15 protein-coding genes, 1 pseudogene and 1 riboswitch are annotated in these 19,477 nt (G+C 51.2%); of the genes and pseudogenes, 12 read left to right on the top strand and 4 right to left on the bottom strand.

All coding sequences use genetic code 11. The features are described 5' to 3' along the window. Positions 1 to 69: 69 nt before the first annotated feature. The 6 genes from DESLBE_RS08350 to DESLBE_RS08325 are packed head-to-tail and all read left to right on the top strand — an operon-like array spanning position 70 to position 4,992. Positions 70 to 939, top strand: coding sequence for a hypothetical protein (locus DESLBE_RS08350; RefSeq protein WP_005809440.1), 870 nt, complete (start codon positions 70 to 72; stop codon positions 937 to 939). Continuing rightward, entirely contained in the window at positions 936 to 1,400 is a 465-nt protein-coding gene (locus DESLBE_RS08345) for a hypothetical protein (RefSeq protein ID WP_005809438.1), read from the top strand. The genes DESLBE_RS08350 and DESLBE_RS08345 overlap by 4 nt, the downstream gene beginning before the upstream one ends. A 31-nt stretch (positions 1,401 to 1,431) precedes the next feature. Beyond that, a complete protein-coding gene (locus tag DESLBE_RS08340; protein ID WP_018305072.1) occupies positions 1,432 to 2,019 on the top strand; it encodes a hypothetical protein in 588 nt (195 codons plus the stop codon). Between the two features lie 49 nt (positions 2,020 to 2,068). Then, the gene (locus DESLBE_RS08335) at positions 2,069 to 2,803 is read left to right on the top strand and encodes a hypothetical protein (RefSeq protein WP_035213644.1); all 735 of its coding nucleotides are present in this window, start codon (positions 2,069 to 2,071) and stop codon (positions 2,801 to 2,803) included. Continuing rightward, positions 2,764 to 3,039, top strand: coding sequence for a hypothetical protein (locus DESLBE_RS08330; protein ID WP_144676290.1), 276 nt, complete (start codon positions 2,764 to 2,766; stop codon positions 3,037 to 3,039). Before DESLBE_RS08335 ends, DESLBE_RS08330 begins: the two co-directional genes overlap by 40 nt. A gap of 27 nt (positions 3,040 to 3,066) precedes the next feature. After that, positions 3,067 to 4,992, top strand: coding sequence for a heterodisulfide reductase-related iron-sulfur binding cluster (locus DESLBE_RS08325; protein WP_144676288.1), 1,926 nt, complete (start codon positions 3,067 to 3,069; stop codon positions 4,990 to 4,992). Positions 4,993 to 5,105: 113 nt separating this feature from the next. Here the strand turns inward: DESLBE_RS08325 and DESLBE_RS08320 are convergent, their stop codons facing one another. Continuing rightward, positions 5,106 to 5,597, bottom strand: a complete 492-nt coding sequence (locus DESLBE_RS08320) for a GNAT family N-acetyltransferase (RefSeq protein ID WP_005809429.1) — start codon at positions 5,595 to 5,597, stop codon at positions 5,106 to 5,108. 160 nt (positions 5,598 to 5,757) lie between these two features. Further along, a riboswitch (purine riboswitch) is annotated at positions 5,758 to 5,854 on the top strand. A gap of 109 nt (positions 5,855 to 5,963) precedes the next feature. On the opposite strand from DESLBE_RS08320, the gene ade reads away from it, so the two are divergent. Further along, positions 5,964 to 7,664 (top strand): adenine deaminase, encoded by a 1,701-nt coding sequence (gene ade / locus DESLBE_RS08315; protein ID WP_018305076.1) that lies wholly within the window; start codon positions 5,964 to 5,966, stop codon positions 7,662 to 7,664. A 186-nt stretch (positions 7,665 to 7,850) separates the two neighbouring features. After that, the gene (locus DESLBE_RS08305) at positions 7,851 to 8,051 is read left to right on the top strand and encodes a hypothetical protein (RefSeq protein WP_018305077.1); all 201 of its coding nucleotides are present in this window, start codon (positions 7,851 to 7,853) and stop codon (positions 8,049 to 8,051) included. A 286-nt stretch (positions 8,052 to 8,337) separates the two neighbouring features. Here DESLBE_RS08305 and DESLBE_RS08300 read toward each other — a convergent pair whose 3' ends face one another. Beyond that, a complete protein-coding gene (locus tag DESLBE_RS08300) occupies positions 8,338 to 10,446 on the bottom strand; it encodes an FAD-binding protein (RefSeq protein WP_144676286.1) in 2,109 nt (702 codons plus the stop codon). 299 nt (positions 10,447 to 10,745) lie between these two features. Between DESLBE_RS08300 and DESLBE_RS08295 the strand changes: the two genes are divergently transcribed. From DESLBE_RS08295 to DESLBE_RS08285, 3 genes are all read left to right on the top strand, one after another. Then, positions 10,746 to 11,279 (top strand): hypothetical protein, encoded by a 534-nt coding sequence (locus DESLBE_RS08295; protein WP_144676284.1) that lies wholly within the window; start codon positions 10,746 to 10,748, stop codon positions 11,277 to 11,279. A 270-nt stretch (positions 11,280 to 11,549) separates the two neighbouring features. Beyond that, positions 11,550 to 13,763 carry a hypothetical protein gene (locus DESLBE_RS08290; RefSeq protein ID WP_144676282.1) on the top strand — a complete coding sequence of 738 codons (2,214 nt, stop codon included), beginning with the start codon at positions 11,550 to 11,552 and terminating at the stop codon, positions 13,761 to 13,763. A gap of 244 nt (positions 13,764 to 14,007) precedes the next feature. Beyond that, the gene (locus tag DESLBE_RS08285; RefSeq protein WP_242831841.1) at positions 14,008 to 15,543 is read left to right on the top strand and encodes a GGDEF domain-containing protein; all 1,536 of its coding nucleotides are present in this window, start codon (positions 14,008 to 14,010) and stop codon (positions 15,541 to 15,543) included. On the opposite strand, the pseudogene DESLBE_RS08280 reads toward DESLBE_RS08285, so the two are convergent. Further along, a pseudogene (locus DESLBE_RS08280) lies at positions 15,485 to 16,477 on the bottom strand (YibE/F family protein). The gene DESLBE_RS08285 and the pseudogene DESLBE_RS08280 overlap by 59 nt on opposite strands. A 293-nt stretch (positions 16,478 to 16,770) precedes the next feature. Beyond that, entirely contained in the window at positions 16,771 to 17,631 is an 861-nt protein-coding gene (locus tag DESLBE_RS08275) for an AAA family ATPase (protein ID WP_144676280.1), read from the bottom strand. Between the two features lie 283 nt (positions 17,632 to 17,914). Between DESLBE_RS08275 and DESLBE_RS08270 the strand changes: the two genes are divergently transcribed. Continuing rightward, positions 17,915 to 19,468 (top strand): efflux RND transporter periplasmic adaptor subunit, encoded by a 1,554-nt coding sequence (locus DESLBE_RS08270; protein ID WP_144676278.1) that lies wholly within the window; start codon positions 17,915 to 17,917, stop codon positions 19,466 to 19,468. The last annotated feature ends 9 nt before the right edge of the window (positions 19,469 to 19,477 follow it).

Here is a 19,477-nt window from a genome sequence, read left to right as displayed (position 1 = left end):
TCGGGGCAGGTAAACTACTCAAATATAATACTCAATGGATGAGAGCTCTAAAAGAAAGAAGGGGAGCTTATGGCCAATAGATTTAGCGAATATAGCGGCCACCGCAGGTTTTTCGCAATGATCATGATGATCATGCTGCTGAGCGCCTGGCCTGCCGCTGTGTATGCCGCAGGGGGGGACGGCACAGGACCGCTGGTAAACGGCGTTTTCAAACCCCTGGGCTTGACATCGGCAACTCTGGAGGATGGCACCAACGTCATTGATCATCAGAACGTGCCTCTGCAGCCCAAGTTCACACTGCATTTTGATAAAAATGTGGTCTATCTGATTTATTGGAGCCGCAATAAGGAATGTTTTCACCTGTATGACGATGAGGAGAAGGAAGTTCCCATCAATGTCACCAAAATCGACGATACTGTGGATTTTTCCAAGCGCCAATACATCTGGGTCGAGCCGGTAGAACCTTTAAAACCCGGGACCAATTACCGCCTTTATGTGGCCCCCGATCTGATCGCCAAGAATGGCGGCTCTTTGCTGGCATCTACCACGGAGGGCAAAGGCCTTTCGATCCTGTTTAAAACTGCCGGGGAGAAGGCGGCGGCAGCCCCGGCCCTGCCGGAGCCCGTTGCGACTGGGCCCGCTGCCACAGAGCCTGCTGCGACGGAACCGAAACTTCCCGTGACAGAGCCTGTCGCAACAGAACCTGACACCGTAAAGCCTGCCGCTACAGAACCCGAGCAGCCGGCCCCGGCGCCGGAGCCGATACAGAAATCGGGCGATGCCAATGAACCTGTCCGGGAATCAGGCTATACACCAAGCCCCCAGGCTATATTCGCCAAGTACTTCGCTTGGGTCTGCCTGGTCATTATTGCGGCCTGGATAATCTATGAGTTCCTCCGGCGCCAAAAAAACAGAGATAACCGGGGGGCGGGACAATGAGGAAACCGTCATTTGCTGTTAGGGTTGTGGTGGGCCTGATAACGATTGCTCTGATTGCCGGCGGATCCTATCTTTTCGAAGCCAAGGCCAAAGCTCAGGGCAGTATGACCGGACAGCTGGTCCCTGTAGTACAGCATGATGCGATAGTAGCTTATGTGGACAGCGGAGCCGTTGGCCAATTGAGTGAACAGGAGAAGGAAGTCAAAGGGGAAGCCGCGGCGAAGCGTGATGATCAGGCTGCTTCATTGGATTTTGTGCTTAATTCGGCAGGCATTACTGCTTACAGCCGGGTGGAGATCGGTGATATCGCGGACAATGACAACAGCCTGAGCCTGACCCGTCAGGAGGCGGCTAAAGTCGTTTTGCGGCCCGGTACTGACGGTACCGTATCCCTGCTCGCTCCGGAGCAGGGTGACAAAGTACTGATTAAAATTGTCGGCAAGCTGTATGTTGCGGATTAGAGCAGTACGGGCACAGAAAGGAAAGAATGCTATGAAAATTGAGGAACCTGTGAATTCAGGCGAAATGGACATCATGGAGGAAACCTCGCCTTTTTTATTCCGGTTGGGCCTGGCGGATGTCATCAGGTTAACGATGTTCGGCACGCTGATCAGTGTCAGCCGCTTCCTGCTGCAGCTGCCGATTGGAGTGCCGGGCCATTCCAGCATCTACTGGATGGGGCTTTTGGTGTTGGGAAAAGGGCTGATCCCCAAGTTCGGTTCCGGGACCATTATGGGAATCGTTTCGGGAATACTGGCTATAGTCTTTGGACTGGGCAAAGAAGGTCCCTTGCTGGCTTTCAAGTGCATTGTGCCCGGCGTTTTGATTGATTTTCTGGCTATTTTGTTCTTATTTAAGCTTGGCTCGGCTTGGGTGGGAGCAATTATCGGTGCTCTCATCAGTTTTTCCAAGCTCCTTGCCAGTATAGCTTTGGGCGTGATTCTGGACATTCCCATGGTTTTTCTGGCGATGGGCTTCAGCTATGCCGCCATCCTTCATCTGATTTTCGGAGCCATCGGCGGAGTGATTGCCTCTATCCTGATCAAACGGCTCAAGCCGCGCCTGGTTTCGTGGGGATAAGGGTTCAGGCTGATCATATAAAAGTGCAATGGGGAAGGGAGACAGCTCGGTGCTTACATATATTGGTATTGATGATACGGACAATCTGGAGGTAGGAGCGACCGGCGAGACAGCCAATCATTTGATTAAACTGATCGAAAGCAAACAGTGGGGACGCTGTCAGGCGGTGACGCGCCATCAGCTTTATCTTCATCCTGACATTCCCTATACCTCTCACAATAGTTCCATGTGTTTTGCGGCAGATATGGAAACAGGATGTATAGAATCGTTAATGCAGGGCATAAGCGGCTTCCTTAAGCAGGAGAGTGCACCCGGTTCCGATCCGGGTTTTTGCCTGGCCATCGAGGAACAAATTCGGGAAAGAGACTCTTTGATTGATTTCGGCTATGAGGCCAAGAAAAGAGTCGTCACCAAAGCGGAGGCCTATGTGCTGGCCAAGAAAGCAAATATCCATCTATCAGAACATGGCGGGACAGGGTTGGGCGTGATCGGGGCTCTGGCCGGGGTGGGCTTGCGCATGACCAATAACGACGGACGGTTTCAGGGCAAACTGAAAATCAAAGAGCCGGGAACGCGGATTAAGGTCGGCGAAATGCTCAGCAAAGGGCTGATGGATAGTGTTCAAAGCCTGGATGGATATGTTTTAGACCAGGATGAGGAGGTCCGGCTGGGAGAAAAATTAAAGACCGTTTTGCTGGGCGGCAAACGTGTTTTTCTGGTCTATCAACGTGAGGGGATACGGGAGTGGGAAACCTGCCTGAACAATCACCTGGAAAGATACTGAGGAAAAATGCTGAAGGGGATGGCGGCGGAATGAGCACTTGGGTCATCGATGAAAAAGGGCAATGGCAGTACGGAGGCGGGAAAAAAGATTGGGCACGGGCAGCGGAAATCGCCGGCGGGTGTCCCTGCTTTGCTCCGGATCATGAGGATGAACAGACTGCTGCAGAAGAGATTTCCTGTTACAATTGCCGGTTCAGACGCTGGACGGAAAGCTCCTTTACCTGTATGAAACGCTGAGCGGTATAGATTATGGAGAGGCAAGAGATGATGGAAAGTATTATTTTTTTTATCCTGGCGGCGGTTTCGCTTGGATTTTTCACAGTTTCCTTCTATGAAAAATTTCGTGTCATCCGATCGGGACGGGCGGAGGAACGCAGCGACCGGCCGCTCAGACGCTGGCGCTATTTTTTTCAGCAAGTCGTTTTGCATAAGAAAATAAGCAGACACCCCTTGTTTGGAATGGCGCACATTTTCATCATGTGGGGGTTTATTTTCTTGATTTTCAGCAGCATGCATATGGTGAGCACCCATCTTTTTGACCGGCCATTTCCCGCGGTGTTTAGTACACCGGGATTTGCGCTGGTCAGAGATGCTTTCCTTGTCTTGGTTATTGCGGGAGTTATCGCAGGCCTGGCCCGGCGTTTGCTTGGCAAGCCTGAATGGCTGAAAAACAATACTGAGGCTTTTATGATTCAGGCTCTGATTTTGGTGATCGTCATCAGTGAGTGGCTTTACTACTGGAAAAGCGCTGAAGTTCTTCTGAAAGGAGTCAGCTGGTGGGTTCATTTTCTGGCGATATTTGCTTTCTTTTTTGTGATACCCCTTTCTAAACATCTGCATATCGTATTTGCGCCTTTTAACACGTACTGGCATACCTTGGAACCCCAAGGAGCCCTGCAGCCGGTTCATTTCGGGGAAAACGGGAGCGGTCGTTACGGGGTCGGCAAGCCGGAAGAATTCACCTGGAAACAGTTATTCGATGCTTTCAGCTGTGCCAAATGCGGACGCTGCAACGGCAGCTGTCCTTCTTATCTGTGCGGTGAGAAATTGAAACCGAAGCGAATGAACGGGCGTCTCCGCAAATATGCAGAGAACCGTTCGGCTATTTTCAAAAGCTCAAAGCCGGATAAAGAAAGCCAAAGCAATAAGGATCATAAAAAAGGGCAAGGCAAAAATAAAGGTCAAAGTAAAATCGCCGGCGGAATTATTGAAGATGGATATCTTTGGAGCTGCACAACCTGCGGCGCCTGTATGGAAGCCTGTCCGGTGTCCTGTGAACACCTGACCAAGGTTATCGATATCCGCCGTTTCTTTGTATCACGGGGCAATGATCTTCCTCCGGCGGTAACGGAAGTTTTGGCCGGGATTGCTGAACAGGGGAATCCTTCCGGCAGTAAACGTCCTGAAGATCTGGATTATACCTGGGCCTGGGAGATGGGTATTCCGACTATGGCTGAACACCCTGCGGCCGAGTATCTGTATTTCGTGGGGTGCGCTCCTGCCTTTGATCCTCTTGCCCGTCGCACAGCGGTTGCTTTTGCCGGAATATTGCAAGGGGCCGGGGTCGATTTTGCCATTCTCGGCCCTGAGGAATGGTGCTGTGGAGAGACGGCGCGGAGGTTGGGCGATGAACGGCTCTTTCAGCAAACGGTGCGGAAAAACATCACACTCTGGCAGGAGAAAGGGATAAAAAAGATAATCACGGCCTGCCCTCATTGCTTTAATACCCTGCAGAACGAGTATGCTCAGTTTGGCGGCAGTTATGAGGTGATACCTCATACGGTTCTGTTGGCAGAGCTGCTGGAGAACGGAAAAATAAAACCGTCCCGGGGGCCGGAACTTGTGGTTACCTATCATGATCCGTGCTACCTGGGACGCTATAACGGTTTTTATGAGGAACAGCGGGAGCTGCTCCGGGCACTTCCCGGTATCCGTCTGATCGAGATGCCCCGGCATAAAGAAGATTCTTTTTGCTGCGGAGGGGGAGGGGGACGTTTCTGGGTACAAAAAGACAAGGAAAATGTGATCAGTCAAAATCGCTTGCGGGAAGCGCTGGACACGGGGGCGGATTTAATCGCCACAGCCTGCCCGTACTGCAGGATAACCCTCGAACAGGAGAACGGGCGGCAAAAGACTGAACAGAAAATGGAGATTGCCGATATTGTGGAGATTCTCAGCAGAAGAATATAGCTCTTTTTCGGATTATTCCTGCCCGAAGTAAGAAGGAAGAGGAGGTTATTTTCCCTGAGCATTCTCAGTATTTAATCGCTGCCAGGAAAAATCTCATTTATGGCAATTTCTCCTCACAGCAGATAATAATGGGGAATAATATCCTCATAGGTTCCGTCTTTCATGAGAAAGCCCTTGGGAATGACCCCCAGCTGTACAAAACCCAGCTTAGCGTATAATTGAAGAGCTGCCGTATTAGTGCTGACGACGGCGTTGAATTGCAGGATCTGAAACCCGATTTCCCTGGCTTTGGCGATGCAATGTTTAACTAAAATCTCGCCGATACGTTTTCCCCGTTCTTCACTTTTGACAGCATAGCTGGAATTGCAGATATGTCCGCAGCGGCCCACATTGTTCGGATGGAGGATATACAACCCCACCATTTTGCCTGCAGCTTCCTCGATGGCCACCCCGGTAAAGGACTGGCCGCCGAAGAATTCCAGGCCGCTTGTTTCGTCCAGGGGTTCCATTTGGGGGAACGCAATTCCGGTAGCCACGACCTCGTTCCAAATGGGCAGCATAGCGGGAATATCTTCAGGTGTAAATTCTCTGACGGTAATGCTCATAATCCATCCTCCTGACTTCTATCTATCCTCCGAGTATCTTATCCTTCATTATAACATGGACCTTTCTTTCCTTGACATTTACCTTTTCGCTGATTATAATGTAGAACAAAATCAGCGGCAAGGGTGGTCATAACCAGGGAAAAGTCCAGGAAAATCGAACTGAACTGAATAGTAAAATTTTTATATAAGTTCATAATGGGTTGAACGTCTCTACCAACTACCGTAAATAGTTGATTATGAAAATTTTAAATGGAAAGCAACCGGCGATGTTAAGGGCCGGCTGTGTTCTGTTTGAAATGTTTTATAATCTTTTTTTATTATCCTTAAGCCCTTGGTGGAATGGAAATGCATGAGGAGGTGTGGTCAATGAACGATAAGGATTTTAAAAAGCTGACAGCAAAGTCCCTGGGACGGGAGAAGGCAGAGCTTGTGCTGAAGAACGCCCAGGTCATCAATGTGTTCTCAGAAGAAATTCTGGTCAGGGACGTGGCCGTTGAAGATGGGATGATTGTGGGTGTGGGGCAATACCAGGGCCGGGAAGAAGTGGATTTGAGCGGGAAGTATCTCTGCCCGGGCTTCATCGACGCCCACCTCCATTTGGAGAGCACCCTGGTTGCGCCGCCGGAGCTCATTCACTCCGCCCTCCAATGGGGAACCACCACGTTTATCATTGATCCCCATGAAGTGGTCAATGTGGCCGGTGAAGAGGGCCTGGATTATATGCTGGAGCAGACCGAAGGTTTGGCGGCCAATGTCTTTCTGATGCTGCCCTCCTGTGTTCCGGCGGTGCCTTTTGAAGAAAACGGCGGTGTTTTTACAGCGGAAAAGATGGAACCCTATCTATCTAACCCCCGTGTTCTGGGCTTAGGCGAGGTGATGGATTATGTATCCGTTATCGAAGGGGAAGAAGACATGGTGAAAAAACTCCATCTTTTCCAAGATAGAATAAAAGATGGGCATGCCCCCTATCTCCAGGATAAACAGCTGGCGGCCTATGCCCTGGCCGGAATCAAAACGGACCACGAATGCATCGACTATGCCTATGCCCTGGAGGAAATACGCAACGGCATGCAGGTCCTGATTCGCGAGGGTTCCGGTGCCAGAAACCTGGCGGCTATTGTCCGGGGGATTCAGGAAAATAACCTGGATACAGGGAACTTTTCCTTCTGTACCGATGACAAACATATCAACGATATCCAAAGGGAAGGCCATATCAGCTATAATATTAAAAAGAGCATTGCCTTGGGTATTCCGCCCCTTAAAGCCATCAAAATGGCTACCCTCAATACAGCCAGATGCTACAACCTGACGGAACTGGGGGCAGTTGCCCCGGGATATCAGGCAGATTTCGTCATCCTGGACAGCCTGGAAGAGGTAGCGGTTCATGCGGTCTACCACAAAGGGAAAAAAGTGGAGCGGGAAAAGAAGATTGAAATTAAGCCCTGCCCGGAGCAGCTGCGCCGGACCGTCCACCTTCCCACCCTCAGCGCCGATGATCTGAAATTAGCCGTCTCTGACTCCCCGTCCTCCCTGATTCAAATGAGCGAAGGTCAAATCACGACGAAGCATGTGCGGGATGTGCTGCCCGCCCGGGACGGCTGCTTTGTTCCCAATGCCCAATATAACAAGGTGGTTGTGGTGGAGCGCCACAAAGGGACGGGGCATTTCGCTGTGGCTCCTGTGCTTGGCTTTAATCTGCGGCAGGGGGCAATCGCCACCAGCGTTTCCCACGATTCTCATAATGTGGTGGCCATCGGTGACAACGACGAAAGTATCCTGCTCGCCCTGCAGGAATTGCAGAGAGTTCAGGGGGGCTATACCATGGTCCGTGAGCAAAGGGTGCTGGCCACCCTGCCTCTGCCCATCATGGGTTTGATCAGTGATGCCGGACATAAGTCCGTGGAAAGCATGTTGAATACCATGGTAGGCTATGCTCATGAGATGGGGGTGCCGGCCCCGATCCACCCTTTTATCGCTCTGTCCTTTATTGCCCTGCCGGTGATTCCGGAGATCCGCATCACCACCCGGGGGCTGTATGATGCGGTGGAGCAGAAGTTTATCAGGTGAGCCGGCCATGCCGCAGGTATAGGGCTATGCTTCTTCCCTTCGATGCGATAATTCATCGTATCATGGAACTTTAAGCATATCGTAAACCCAAAGACCATGCGCGGCGTAAAAATGGTTACAACTTCGGAAGGGTATAAAGACCTGATGATTTGCACGCCGACTATGCTTGTGGAAGGAGAGATTTAAGTGGAACCCAAAATGAACAAACCCGATATATCTCCATACTTCACGACAGAGGACATTCATAAAATCCGTGAATGGAACTTCGAGCGCCGCAAAGGCATGACACGGGAAGAAGAGCTTGCCGACATCCGGCGCGGCGCGGTGGAATTTGAACGGCTTTTAGAAAATAAGTCCAAGCCATGTCCCAAAAAGATCAGCGACTGATGAAATGATGGGAGCCGCTGTACTCAGGACGCCCGGTTTTTCCTGCACAGGAAAGGTAGGCGTCTTTTCGCACTGCAGCGGTTCCCTTTGGCTGAGGTATAAACATATCATATTCCGTGAATTGCCTGCATTATTGTTGGGCGGGAGTACCCAAAAGCAAATTAGCATGCCGGTCTGGACCCCGCCCTCTTTTCCATAGTCCAGTATAGGAAAGACTGCCGCCAAGGCCCTGTTAAGGCTTAGGCGGCAGTCTTTGTGTCTTAAGAAATGGTTTGCTTTTACGTCATTAGGCGGATGCTTTGGCCAGGGCATCGTTTACTGCGTCAGTGAAACCTTTTAATGTCATAGTAGCGCCGGAGACCGCGTCAATCCCGGTGGACTGGTTGGCGATCACTGCTTCGATATACGTAGGCAATGCCGCGCCGCCGATGGTTTCGGTTTCTTTCTGCTCGTCTACGGTGATGGCGGTGATCTTGCCGCCGGCGATGGTGACGCTCACCTTAATATCGTCTCCGAAGACCCCGGAGCCTTTGCCCTGATAGGTGCCGTCCTTCCAATTGCCGGAAGAACCCACAGAGCTTGGGGCAAGGTTGGTGGTGCCGGACTCGGCGATCTTGCCACTGCCGCCGGAAAGGGAGGCGGCGTGCTTAGCGGCCAGACGGCCAAAGGTGAAGCAGCGCCCGATGGAGAGACCTGTAGCATGGAAGGGATAATCCGCCGCGCCGTAGAACTGTCCGCCCAGGTTGCCGGCACAATAAAGTCCTTCGATAGGCATTTTGTTTTCATCGAGAGCTTGTCCGTTGGCGTTTATATAGACCCCGGAGCAGAGGGCCGAGACGCGCAGATGGCGCCGGATTCCATAAAAAGGAGGTTTTTTAATAGCATTCATCCACTTTTTATCCTTGCCGAAGTCTTCATCCGCACCCTTTGTGCACAATGTGTTGTAGCGCTCGATAGTGGCCAGGAACGCTTGCTTATCCTCAATGCCGAGCTTGTCGGCCAGCTCGTCGAGGGTGTCGGCACGCCAGGTGTCGATCAGATGGGGGAAGACGCCTGTGCGGGCTGTGCCATTATGGGAGGCGGCATAGTGTTCATCGGTAATTTCCGGCATGTATTTTTCCATGACGGCAGGGGGGACTAAGGATTCGAAAGCTTCATGGCTCATATAGTCGCTGTCGTAGATTTGGCAATACCATCCGAGAGAACCTTTCTCCGGAACGTCGTAGTTCTTGCCGCCCTTGTACATATCCTGATGGAGCATGATGTCGTTCATGTAGACGAAACCGATGAACTCATTGCAGAAGCGTTTGCCTTTCATGTTGACGGAAAGGAAGGGCTCCTCATACATGAGGCCGGCATCAAAGTCGTGGAGCATTTTGGTATGCCCGAGCTTTTCCATGACAGCCCCGGCGGTGACCGCCATGAGGTGGCCGTCGCCCGTCTTCTGGAACTGTTTCTTGTCGAAGTCCTCCACATCCGGGCACCAGTGCTTCACCATGGCAGGGTTGTTTTGATAGTCACCGGTGGCGAGGATAACGGCTTTATTAGCATTAAACTTCACATAAGTCCCGTCGGCAAGCTTGCCAACGACGCCCTTCACCCGGCCGGCATCCACAATAAGCTGAACCCCCGGAGTGCTGTAGTAAATTTTCATACGGTCGGAATATTGCTGGGCGGCCTCGTCCAGCACGTAGCTCAGGTACGTGCCGATATTATTGGGTTTCGGTCCCATCCAGGGCGCATACATATGGGCTTTAGCCGTGCCGTAGTCGAACTTGCTGTAACGATGGTCGGTCCATTCTCCGGTGAAATCCTGGCTGGTGTCCAGGTAAGCGAAGAGTCCTTTGTCATTGGGCTTGCCGGCGGAAGTGCCGGTCAGGCGGGCGCGGTCGTATACCCATTGCACGGCCTCGCCGGAATGCATAACGTAGGCTTTAAGAAGCTCAGGGTCGGAGCGCCAGCTGTTCAGACTGTTGGTCTGCTGGACATAACGCAGGAGCCCCTCGGTGTCACTCTTGTCGATAATGAGACCGGAACCGCAGTTGCCTTGAGAGACGACCGTGCTCTGCTTTTGCAGCACGGCGACGGAATTGCCCTCCTCAGCGGCGGTGACTGCCGCCGGTACACCGGCCGCACCGGCGCCGACAACGACGATGTCTACTGTAACCTCGCCAACAAAACTGGTAATGGGGTCAAGCTGTACCAGTGAATCCTTAAACTCTTCAAGGGTGAAAGGGCCGGGAAGCGCGGCGGTGCCTTCCGGTGATGTGAGGTCCGCCCCGGGAGTCTCATTTACTACGGATGTGTCGCAGCCTGTCAGTCCCATGAGGCCGATGCCGGCTGCCCCTAAAGCGGCAGTCTTAAAAAAGTCCCTGCGTGAGATAGTAGTGCTCATTGTTTTTTCTCCTCCCAACGATTGATAATATAATTGCGCGATTTCATTTTACAAATCATTGCCGGAAATTTCATCGTACAGTTCCGCTGTTTTGTCTATAAAGTTATTGGCTCTGGACAGATACTGAAAACTGTCCAGGAAAGGCCAAGCCAGGTTTGCTGGGATGCTCTAATGGATTCACATTTTTAAAAATTTGTGATAAAATGTACATAAAACGAAATGTCCGGATGCCTCTGTAGATATAGAAGCGTCCGCAACTGGAGGTGAATCTTAGTGGGGTAAGGCAGCGGGAAGGACAGATGAAGCTCTGCACTACTCTGGAAAAAACTCTGGAAAGATTGCTTCAGACAAGGAGCCTTTCGGAGATTAAGGTGATGGATGTTTGCCGCTTGAGCGGCATACCGAGGTCAACCTTTTATTCTTATTTCTGTGATATCTATTCTGTTCCGCAGTGGATATGGGACGACATGATGGAACATTCCCTTTATAAGATCGGTGACGGCCTTACCTGGGACGAGGGTCATCGTATTATGTTTGAGAACATTCTGCAGCATAAGATTCTTTTCGGCAAAATCTACTGGGAAAACGACAACAATTCGATCCTGGAATACGGCTACAGGGGAGGATATTCTGCGGTGAAGCGCAATGTTGCGGTCCGCAAACATCACCGCTGGACGGAAGCGGAGCTGCTTGAACTTGACTATACCATCCGGGCGCTGGCCTCCCTCACCACAAAGTGGGGGAGAGACGGCATGATTGTGCCGGTGGAGACCGTGGTGCACATCTTCAACACTCATGTGCCGCCGTTTTTAAAGGAGCTGTGCGACACATAGCCCGCCACTTTTTATGGGAAAGAGCTGTCCGTTGAACCCGAAAGATTTTAGGCTGCTTTTGAAACTACCGCATTATATGTGGTAGTTTCATTTATATTAATCGCCTCATCTTGTTGATGGAACCGTTGTACTCAGGACGCCCGGCTTTTCCTGTACAAGAAAGGCGGGCGTCTTTTCGTGCTGCAGGGGTTCCCCTTTGCGGGGGTGGAAGCATATCATATTCCATAAATTGCCGACATCCTTATTTATGCAGGGAGATGAGTGCAGGATATGCTTTTCGAGCGTGAAGACTGGAAACTGTTCCGGAATATGGAGACACTGACCCAAAAGGCGGGAGTACCTAAAAGCAAATTGTCCATGCTGGTCTGCAAGGAACTGGCGGATAATGCCCTGGATGTGTGCGGCCATTGTGAGATTGGTTTTGAAGACGGTTTTTTTTATGTCAGGGATCAGGGGCCCGGGCTGGACCCCGCACTTTTTTCCATCAACAGGCCTTTAAGATCCTCCAAATACCTGAGGCTGCCCACCCGGGGAGCGCTGGGGAACGGTCTGCGGGTGGTGGCCGGCGCGGTGGCCGCTTCAGGGGGGGAGTTGTATGTTTCCACAAGGGGCAGGCGTTACCGGATTCATTTTCAGCCCGACGGGACGGCCCGGCCCGAGAACCTGGGCGATGCTCAGGAAATGGGGACCATGATCAGCTTCCAGCTGGGCAGACTGCCCATCAACTCAAGCTGGGCGCAGACGGCGGTTCGCTATGCCGGTGGGGAGAGCTACCGGGGAAAGACCTCCCCCTGGTGGTATACCAGTGAGAATTTCTTCGAGCTGTTCCAGGCCTTCGGCGGCACCGTCCGGGAGCTTATCCAGCAATTTGACGGCTGCACCGGGGGCAAAGGGGGGAAAATCGCCGCCCTCTATCCCAAAACTCCCGCCGGGGACCTGACCTTTGCCGAGACGGAAGGGTTGCTGGGGGAAATGAGAACGGCGGTCAAAAATGTCAGGCCGGCGAGACTGGGGCGGATCGGGGAGCGGGAGGAATGGAGCAGCTACAGCAAAGGGGAGGGCGTCTTTTATGTGGAGAGTGCCAAGGGGGAACATAGAGCGGAAATCCCCTTTGCGGTCGAAGTCTACGCCGAAGCCTCTTCCAGCCCCGACATAACGGTCTTGCTCAACAAATCCCCCATCACGGGCGGAGTCAGTCTCTACGACCGGGAGAAGCATGAACTGGGACTGTTGGGCTGCGGGCTGTACCTCTCTTTTCGGAGCAAGCCCGTCCGGCTTCTGCTCAATATCATGACCCCCTATATGCCGCTGGTGACGGATGGGAAGGAGCCGGATCTTTCCGTCGTGGAGGATGTCATCGAGGAGACAGCCGCCCGGGCCGTCCGCCGGGCCGGGAAAGCCCTGATGGGGCTGCCCGCAGGCAAAAAGAGATCCCATAAGGAGATCGTGGCGGATTGCCTGGAGCAGGCCATTGCCAAAGCCAGCGGCAACGGCGAGTACCGCTTCAGCCTGCGCCAGCTTTATTATGCCGTAAGGCCCTATGTAATCCGGGAGACCGGCAGAGAGCCGGATTACAACTATTTCTGCCGGGACCTGGTGGGGGGCTATGAGGCAAGGCACGGCGACATCCCCCTCATGTACCGGGATGAGCGGGGAACCCTCTATCATCCCCATCGCGGCGAGGATATCCCCATCGGCACTATTGCGGTGGAGAATTACCGCAAGCCCCTCTGGACGTTCAACAAAGTTCTCTATATCGAAAAAGAGGGCTTCTTCAATGTGCTCAAGGAAAGAAAAATCCCGGAAAAATACGACATGGCCCTGCTCACCAGCAAAGGGTATGCCAGCCGGGCGGTCCGGGACCTGCTGGACGCCCTGGGGGAACATGCCGAGGAGGAGATCATCTTTCTCTGCATTCATGACGCGGACGCCTATGGCACCACCATCTATGAAACTCTGCAAAACGAAACGGGAGCCCGGCCCGGCAGAAAGGTAAAGATCATTAATCTGGGGCTGGAGCCCGAAGAAGCCGTGGCTATGGAACTGGAAATAGAAAAGGTGGAAAAATCAGGACGCAGAAGAGGGGTGGCCAGCTATATTGAGCCTCAGTGGGAGGGCTGGCTGCAGAGGAACAGGGTGGAACTGAATGCCATGAGCACCCCCCAGTTTCTGGCCTGGCTGGAGGAGAAGCTGCAGCGTTACGACAAAGGAAAGGTGATACCGCCCGCATCCGTCCTGCGGGAGAGTCTGGAACAAAGCCTGGAGGCCGGAATCAGCCGGGCCATCGCACAGGAGATCCTGGAACAGCATAACCATGCGGGCCGGGTGGCGGAAGCGGTCCGGCAGGTCAAAGCCGATTGGGAGGAGCGGCTGACCGGGCTGGAAGAGAGGGTGCGGGAAGAGCTCCGGCAGGAGCCGGTCAGCCACTGGCAGGACATCGTGGAGGATCTGTCGGAAACCATGTTGAAAATCCGCCCTTTTTAAAAATCAGGAAGCAGGCTTCGTAATTTTGCAAACTGCCGGATTTTAACGGTGGAAACCGCAGGGAACAGCCCTTGCTCCGGCTTCATATACACCGGTGCCGCAAACACCCCGCCTTCCGCCGCAAAGGGGACCCCGCCGCCGTACTTTTTTCTCTGGATTTGCCCGCCAAAATCCATATAATTAGGTATAAGGCCGTTTGGGCTGAAATACCCCGGACACCTGGCGGAAAGAAGTGGGGCGCAACGTGCAGTATATTACCTTTTCCATCGTTTATGGGATTATGATATTTATTTGGACTTTTGTGTATCTGAATAAAAGCAAGGATAAAGTCAATGAGTCCTTTTTGGGCTTCTTAACCGTGGTTATCCTCTGGATGGTTCTAAGCATAAGCATCGCCGGCGACGATATTTCCACCCTGGGGCTGGTGCTGAAAACGATCTATTTTTACAGCATGCTCAACATGGCGGTTGCTTTCTTGCTGTTTATCTACCGGTTTATCGGCAGGAAGCTGGACGGGTTATTTTATATGTCGGTGACCATCAACACCCTGACCATTCTGGCCAGGTACCTGTTTCCCATCGATTATGCGGATCCGACCTTCTGGCGGCTGACCGACCCGGTCGTTGCGCCGGTCATGTCCGCCTTGTTCAGTCTGCCGGCTGTGTTCGCCCTGATGCTTATTGTGCGGCACTATAAAATGACGCGGGACGGCAAATTAAGAACCCAATTGCGATTTGTCCTGAGCGGGACCGGACTGGCCTGTCTGATCAGCATAGTTTCCGAATACATCCTGCCTGCTTACTTTGGGCTGGAGAGCAATCTTTCTCTCATGTATTTTGCCATTCTTATTTTTATTGTTTATATTTTCCGCTCCATCATCAAGTTCAAATTCCTGAATATACAGTCCGACTATGTGTACAGAAGGTTGTTTTTAAATTCCGGCGAAGGCATCCTCATCATCAACCGGCATTTAACCATCGTCAGCATCAACAACCTGGCCAAAGAAATTCTGGAGAATAAGGCCATTGAGCCGGGGGATAAGATAACGCAGCTGATCAAAACCTACGATTTTGACACGAATTATAAACAGCAGGAGATAACCATTGTGGTGGAAAGCGGAGAAAAATATCTCACAATGACCCAGCATCCCATAGACCCGGATGATCGGGATTCAACCAAGCTCCTGGTGGTCAACGATATAACCTCCGCCAAGCTGAAGCTGAAGCAGGAAAAAGAGCTGCTGATGAAACGGTCTTCCATCGATCCGCAGACCGGCTTCTTCAATAAGCAGTATATGCTGGACTATGATAAGGCAGAAAGTCCAGAATTGGGCAATACGGCTTTGCTGTTTATCGATATTGACAATTTTAAATCCATCAATGATCTTTACGGACACCTGGCCGGGGACAGTATCCTGAAATCCGTGGCGGAATGCATCAGGTGCAGCATAGGGAGCGAGGCACAGGTCATACGGTTCGGCGGGGATGAGTTCGTGGTGATCTTTGCGAATCCCGGGAAGGATGAGGCCTACCTGGCGGCGGAGGCAATCAGGACGAAGGTGAATGCTCTGATCTTGCCGGAGCACTACGGGGATTTGACCCTATCCCTCAGCATCGGCCTGGCGGAAGGCCGGGTTCCGGTCAGAGAGCTGATCACCCAAGCGGACGAGGCCATGTACAGTGCCAAAAGCCAGGGCAAGAACAGGACGATGAAAAGTCTGGTCAGGGATGTTGCCGTTGAAAAAGGAGGCCGGCAACAATCGCAGTTATTGGAACCGTAATCGTAAGGCCGATGCTTCCGGCCATAGACCTTAAGATTTCCGAAGCAATGATTTCCCGGTTGATAAGCTGATGCAAAGATATATTCTCGGCAGATAAAAGGAGCAGCATATAGATGGAACCGCCTGTATAAGCCAAGATCAAGGTATTGGCCATGGTACCAATGGTGTCTTTTCCAACATTCATACCTGCTTTGATTAATTGGAAAGAACTTAACGAATAGGTCTTTTCTTTCAATTCATTTACGGCTGAAGCAATGGACATGCTGACATCCATGACCGCGCCGAGAGAACCGATAATGATTCCGGCAAAAAATAAGCCTTGATAACTGAATATAGAATCTTAGGGAAGATATTCCAACAGATAGGAGTCCTCATCAATGGCTCCGGTAAAATGTGCTAAATCGCCGATTGTGATTGTAAGATAGGCTGCAGCGCAGAGACCGCAGAGGGTTCCGATAAGAGCGGCAAAAGTTTTCTTATTATGGCCTCCGACTAAGAGCAACGTAAAAATTGCGATAACCGAGCATAAACCGATCGTAATATAGGTTGGATCATAGCCTTGTAAAATAAGCGGAAAAAGAACGTAAATAATCGCAAAGTAGGTTGCAAGCAGGGAAAGAATAGCCCGAATGCCTTTGGATCCTCCGATTAATACGAGAAGCCCAATAAAACCCAATAAGAGGTAGGTCATATACTTATCGCGGGCAATCTCTGTAATACTGACTTTCTCCACAGCCCCATCCCCGTTAAGAAAAAGGGTAACGAACACCTCGTCGTTTTCTCTAAGAGTAATTCCGTAAAAAATACCGGTAGCATAAAAACTCGTAACAAATCTTTGTTGCTTATGCGCCCCCTCTAAGGTAATTAACTCGACAGACTGAGCGGAGTTTTGATGCTTTTGCAGATCAATGCTGATAATTCTTGCTCGGACCATTTTTTCTTGTTTCTCTGAAGGGGATGATGATATCTCGGCGGCAGCCAGGCAGATATGGCTTGAAGATATAAAGGAAAACGCTATATAGATGATCCCCAAAACGATGTATTTATAAAGATTTTTCTTCACTTCATCCTCCTTGGGCAAAGGTTGTCCCTAATATTTATGTGTATGATTCAAGATTATTCTTCTAAAAAGATTCCAATGTATCTATACGGCAAGAAAGTCTTTTCGCCGTATATGATAAAAAGTCATGACAGTGGCCTAACCACTATCATGACTTTACTAAAAGGTTAATCAAACTCCCTTTCTCGTTTTTTGAAAAAATCATAGTAGATGCGGACATTTTCCAGCTCCGTCCATCGTTTCACAGCTACGGGCCGTTCATCAAGATCATAGACTTTGGCTCCCCTGAGGGCCAGGAGAAAAGGGGAATGGGTGGCGATTATAAACTGACATTGCCAAAACCTTGCCGAGTCCTCGATAAATTGCACTAATTCCAGTTGACGCTTTGGGGAAAGGCTGTTTTCAGGCTCATCCAGCAGATAAAGGCCCTTTTCATCTATTTTTCCCGTGAAATAGCGGAAGGCATTTTCCCCGTTGGAATACTCCCGGGCATTATCCATCAACTCATTTCTGACGAAACGGGACTGAGAGTTAAACCGGGCATGGTTTACTCTTTTCAGCTCCTCGTAGTCGGCCAGAGATTTTAGTTGGAACCGGGAATATTTCGCTTCCAGATAGTCGCCGAAAAGCTGTTCCCGTTTCCGGTCAATTCCTTCATTTAAGCTGCGTATGTTAAGCATATAGTCAAACACATCATCGCTGGTAATAATCCGGCTGTTTGCGGGGAGGGCGGCTTTAAGCTCCATCCCACACATCGTAACATAGTCGGGGAAGAAACTGGATTTGTTATAGATGGAATCCCGGGGGATTTCCGTTTTTTCGGCGATGATATTTAATAGGGTCGATTTTCCCGAGCCGTTTCCTCCATATAAAATGGTGGTGGGCTCAAAATCAAGCCTTTCCAGCCCCCGTCCCGGCAGGACCTGAAAGGGATAATAGGAGTCGTAACAGGTTCGTTTAACCTTGCTCTGGAAGAAGATGGATTCCCTGTCTCCGTCGGGAAAGGTAAACTGTTCTAAATACATCATTTGTTACACCTCATGCTCATTTCAGCGATCCTCCATGCGTTCTTGAGTTAATCTTATCACCACGGCAATGGATGTGGCAATCCGTACGATATCACACAAAAACGCTGCTCATTAAGATGGGCGGCGTTTTTGTGTCCCACGTTCCCTGGCATACATTCAGTTAATTTTCAGCTAACACTAAGTAGTCTTTAAGCATGGGCCGTTATAATTATGGAGGAGCAATCTGGAAATGATTAACGAAACAGCTAGTCTGGGCAGAAACTAGGGATAGAGGAGAGCGGGTATGAAAAAAAAGTTGGTGGTTACTCTGGTCCTTGGAGTTGTTGTATTGGGCGGGGGAGGTTTCTGGGCTTACCAGCATTTTCAGGAGAAACCCCAACAAACGTCCTTAATGACAACCACAGTTAAGAAGGGTGATATTATCCAGGAGATTACGGCGACAGGCACCGTGATGTATCCTGAAGAGGTTCCCCTGGCCTTCGAACAAAACGGCAAGGTGCGGGAAATCTATGTAAAAGTCGGCGATGCGGTAACAGCAGGTCAGGCTCTGGCTCAGATGGATACGGAAACCTTGCAGCAGGAGGTGACCGAGAGTATGGCCAGTCTGAAAGAAGCTGAGCTGAGCTGGCAGCAACAGAAAGTGGAGGCGGAAGGGGCGCTGGTTAAAGCCAGGCAAGCGCTCCGGACGGCGGAGCAAAACGCTGATCCGGCTTATTTGCAGAATCAGCTGGCCATTGCGGAACAAAGTCTCCTGATTGCCGGCAATAATCTGGCCGCCAGCCAACTAAGCGGAGATGAATCGAGTATCTTACAGGCCAAAACCGCCCTCACTCAGGCCCAGTCTGACCTGATCAATGTTCAAAATACATATAATGGCGGAGCGGAACAGGCTGTGGACTCAGCAAAAGCCGATCTGGAAATCGCCGAAGTGAAATTAGCTCGTCTTCAGGAGAGAACTTCCCTGGCCCAGGCAGAAACCGCCGTGGTGAAAGCACAGGAGAATTTGGCCAAAGCAACCTTGGTTGCGCCTTCGGATGGTGTGATTATTGAAATTCCGGTAAAAGAAGGGCAGGCCTTAAGCGATACGACCACCGTGCTCAATTTAGCCACCGGAGGAGAGCTGTTGATCGTAGAATCCTATGTCTCTCAGGATGAAGTGACAAAGATTAAAACAGGTCAGAAGGCCAATATCTCCCTGGATTCCGCGCCGGAGGATTATATGAGCGCAACGGTGACCCAGGTGGCCCTAAAAGGAACAACGACTCAAAATGTAACCACTTTCCAGGTGACGATGCAAATGGATGAAGTAACAGACGCCATACGGCCGGGAATGAATGCTAATGTGGGGATTATCATAGCCGAAGCCAAAGATGTCCTCATCGTACCGAGTTCAGCCGTACAAACCCAGGGAGATCAGAAAGGGGTTCTCCTGCTCTCCAATCCGCCATCTTCAGGCAGTCCATCCCCAGAGGGGCAGATGCAGGGAAGGCCTTCCCAAAGGGAACAAGTTCCAGGGGAACAAGCAGAAGCTCAAAAGGAACAAGCCCAAGGGGAAGGCGCTCAGGCAGGAGCCGCTGAACCCAGGAATTCGGAGAGGTCCGCACCCCAGGGGACAGCACAGTTTGTTCCCGTCGAGACGGGTCTGGATGATGGGACCAATGTAGAGATTAAAAGCGGTTTAACAGAAGGGCAAAGGATTGTGGCAGGGACACGAACAAGCTCATCCGGTTCCAACACGAATGCCAATTCCAACAGGAATATGAACTCCCCCGCCGGGGTGATGCCCGGTATGGGCGGCGGAGGCGGATTTGGCGGAGGCGCACGGCCCATAAGATAGGGGGGACCA

It is taken from the genome of Desulfitobacterium sp. LBE, assembly GCF_007830365.1.
GTDB lineage: Bacteria > Bacillota > Desulfitobacteriia > Desulfitobacteriales > Desulfitobacteriaceae > Desulfitobacterium > Desulfitobacterium hafniense.
The sequence above is the reverse complement of the archived record's forward strand: the minus strand, read 5'-3'. Positions and strand labels throughout refer to the sequence as shown.

Excerpts from the sequence above, each read along its gene's own strand:
- DESLBE_RS08325 (WP_144676288.1), top strand. The coding sequence starts at position 3,067 with ATGATGGAAAGTATTATTTTTTTTATCCTGGCGGCGGTTTCGCTTGGA.
- DESLBE_RS08345 (WP_005809438.1), top strand. The coding sequence starts at position 936 with ATGAGGAAACCGTCATTTGCTGTTAGGGTTGTGGTGGGCCTGATAACG.
- DESLBE_RS08270 (WP_144676278.1), top strand. The coding sequence starts at position 17,915 with ATGAAAAAAAAGTTGGTGGTTACTCTGGTCCTTGGAGTTGTTGTATTG.
- DESLBE_RS08275 (WP_144676280.1), bottom strand. The coding sequence starts at position 17,631 with ATGATGTATTTAGAACAGTTTACCTTTCCCGACGGAGACAGGGAATCC.
- DESLBE_RS08290 (WP_144676282.1), top strand. The coding sequence starts at position 11,550 with ATGCTTTTCGAGCGTGAAGACTGGAAACTGTTCCGGAATATGGAGACA.
- DESLBE_RS08300 (WP_144676286.1), bottom strand. The coding sequence starts at position 10,446 with ATGAGCACTACTATCTCACGCAGGGACTTTTTTAAGACTGCCGCTTTA.
- DESLBE_RS08295 (WP_144676284.1), top strand. The coding sequence starts at position 10,746 with ATGAAGCTCTGCACTACTCTGGAAAAAACTCTGGAAAGATTGCTTCAG.
- DESLBE_RS08320 (WP_005809429.1), bottom strand. The coding sequence starts at position 5,597 with ATGAGCATTACCGTCAGAGAATTTACACCTGAAGATATTCCCGCTATG.
- DESLBE_RS08340 (WP_018305072.1), top strand. The coding sequence starts at position 1,432 with ATGAAAATTGAGGAACCTGTGAATTCAGGCGAAATGGACATCATGGAG.
- ade (WP_018305076.1), top strand. The coding sequence starts at position 5,964 with ATGAACGATAAGGATTTTAAAAAGCTGACAGCAAAGTCCCTGGGACGG.
- DESLBE_RS08350 (WP_005809440.1), top strand. The coding sequence starts at position 70 with ATGGCCAATAGATTTAGCGAATATAGCGGCCACCGCAGGTTTTTCGCA.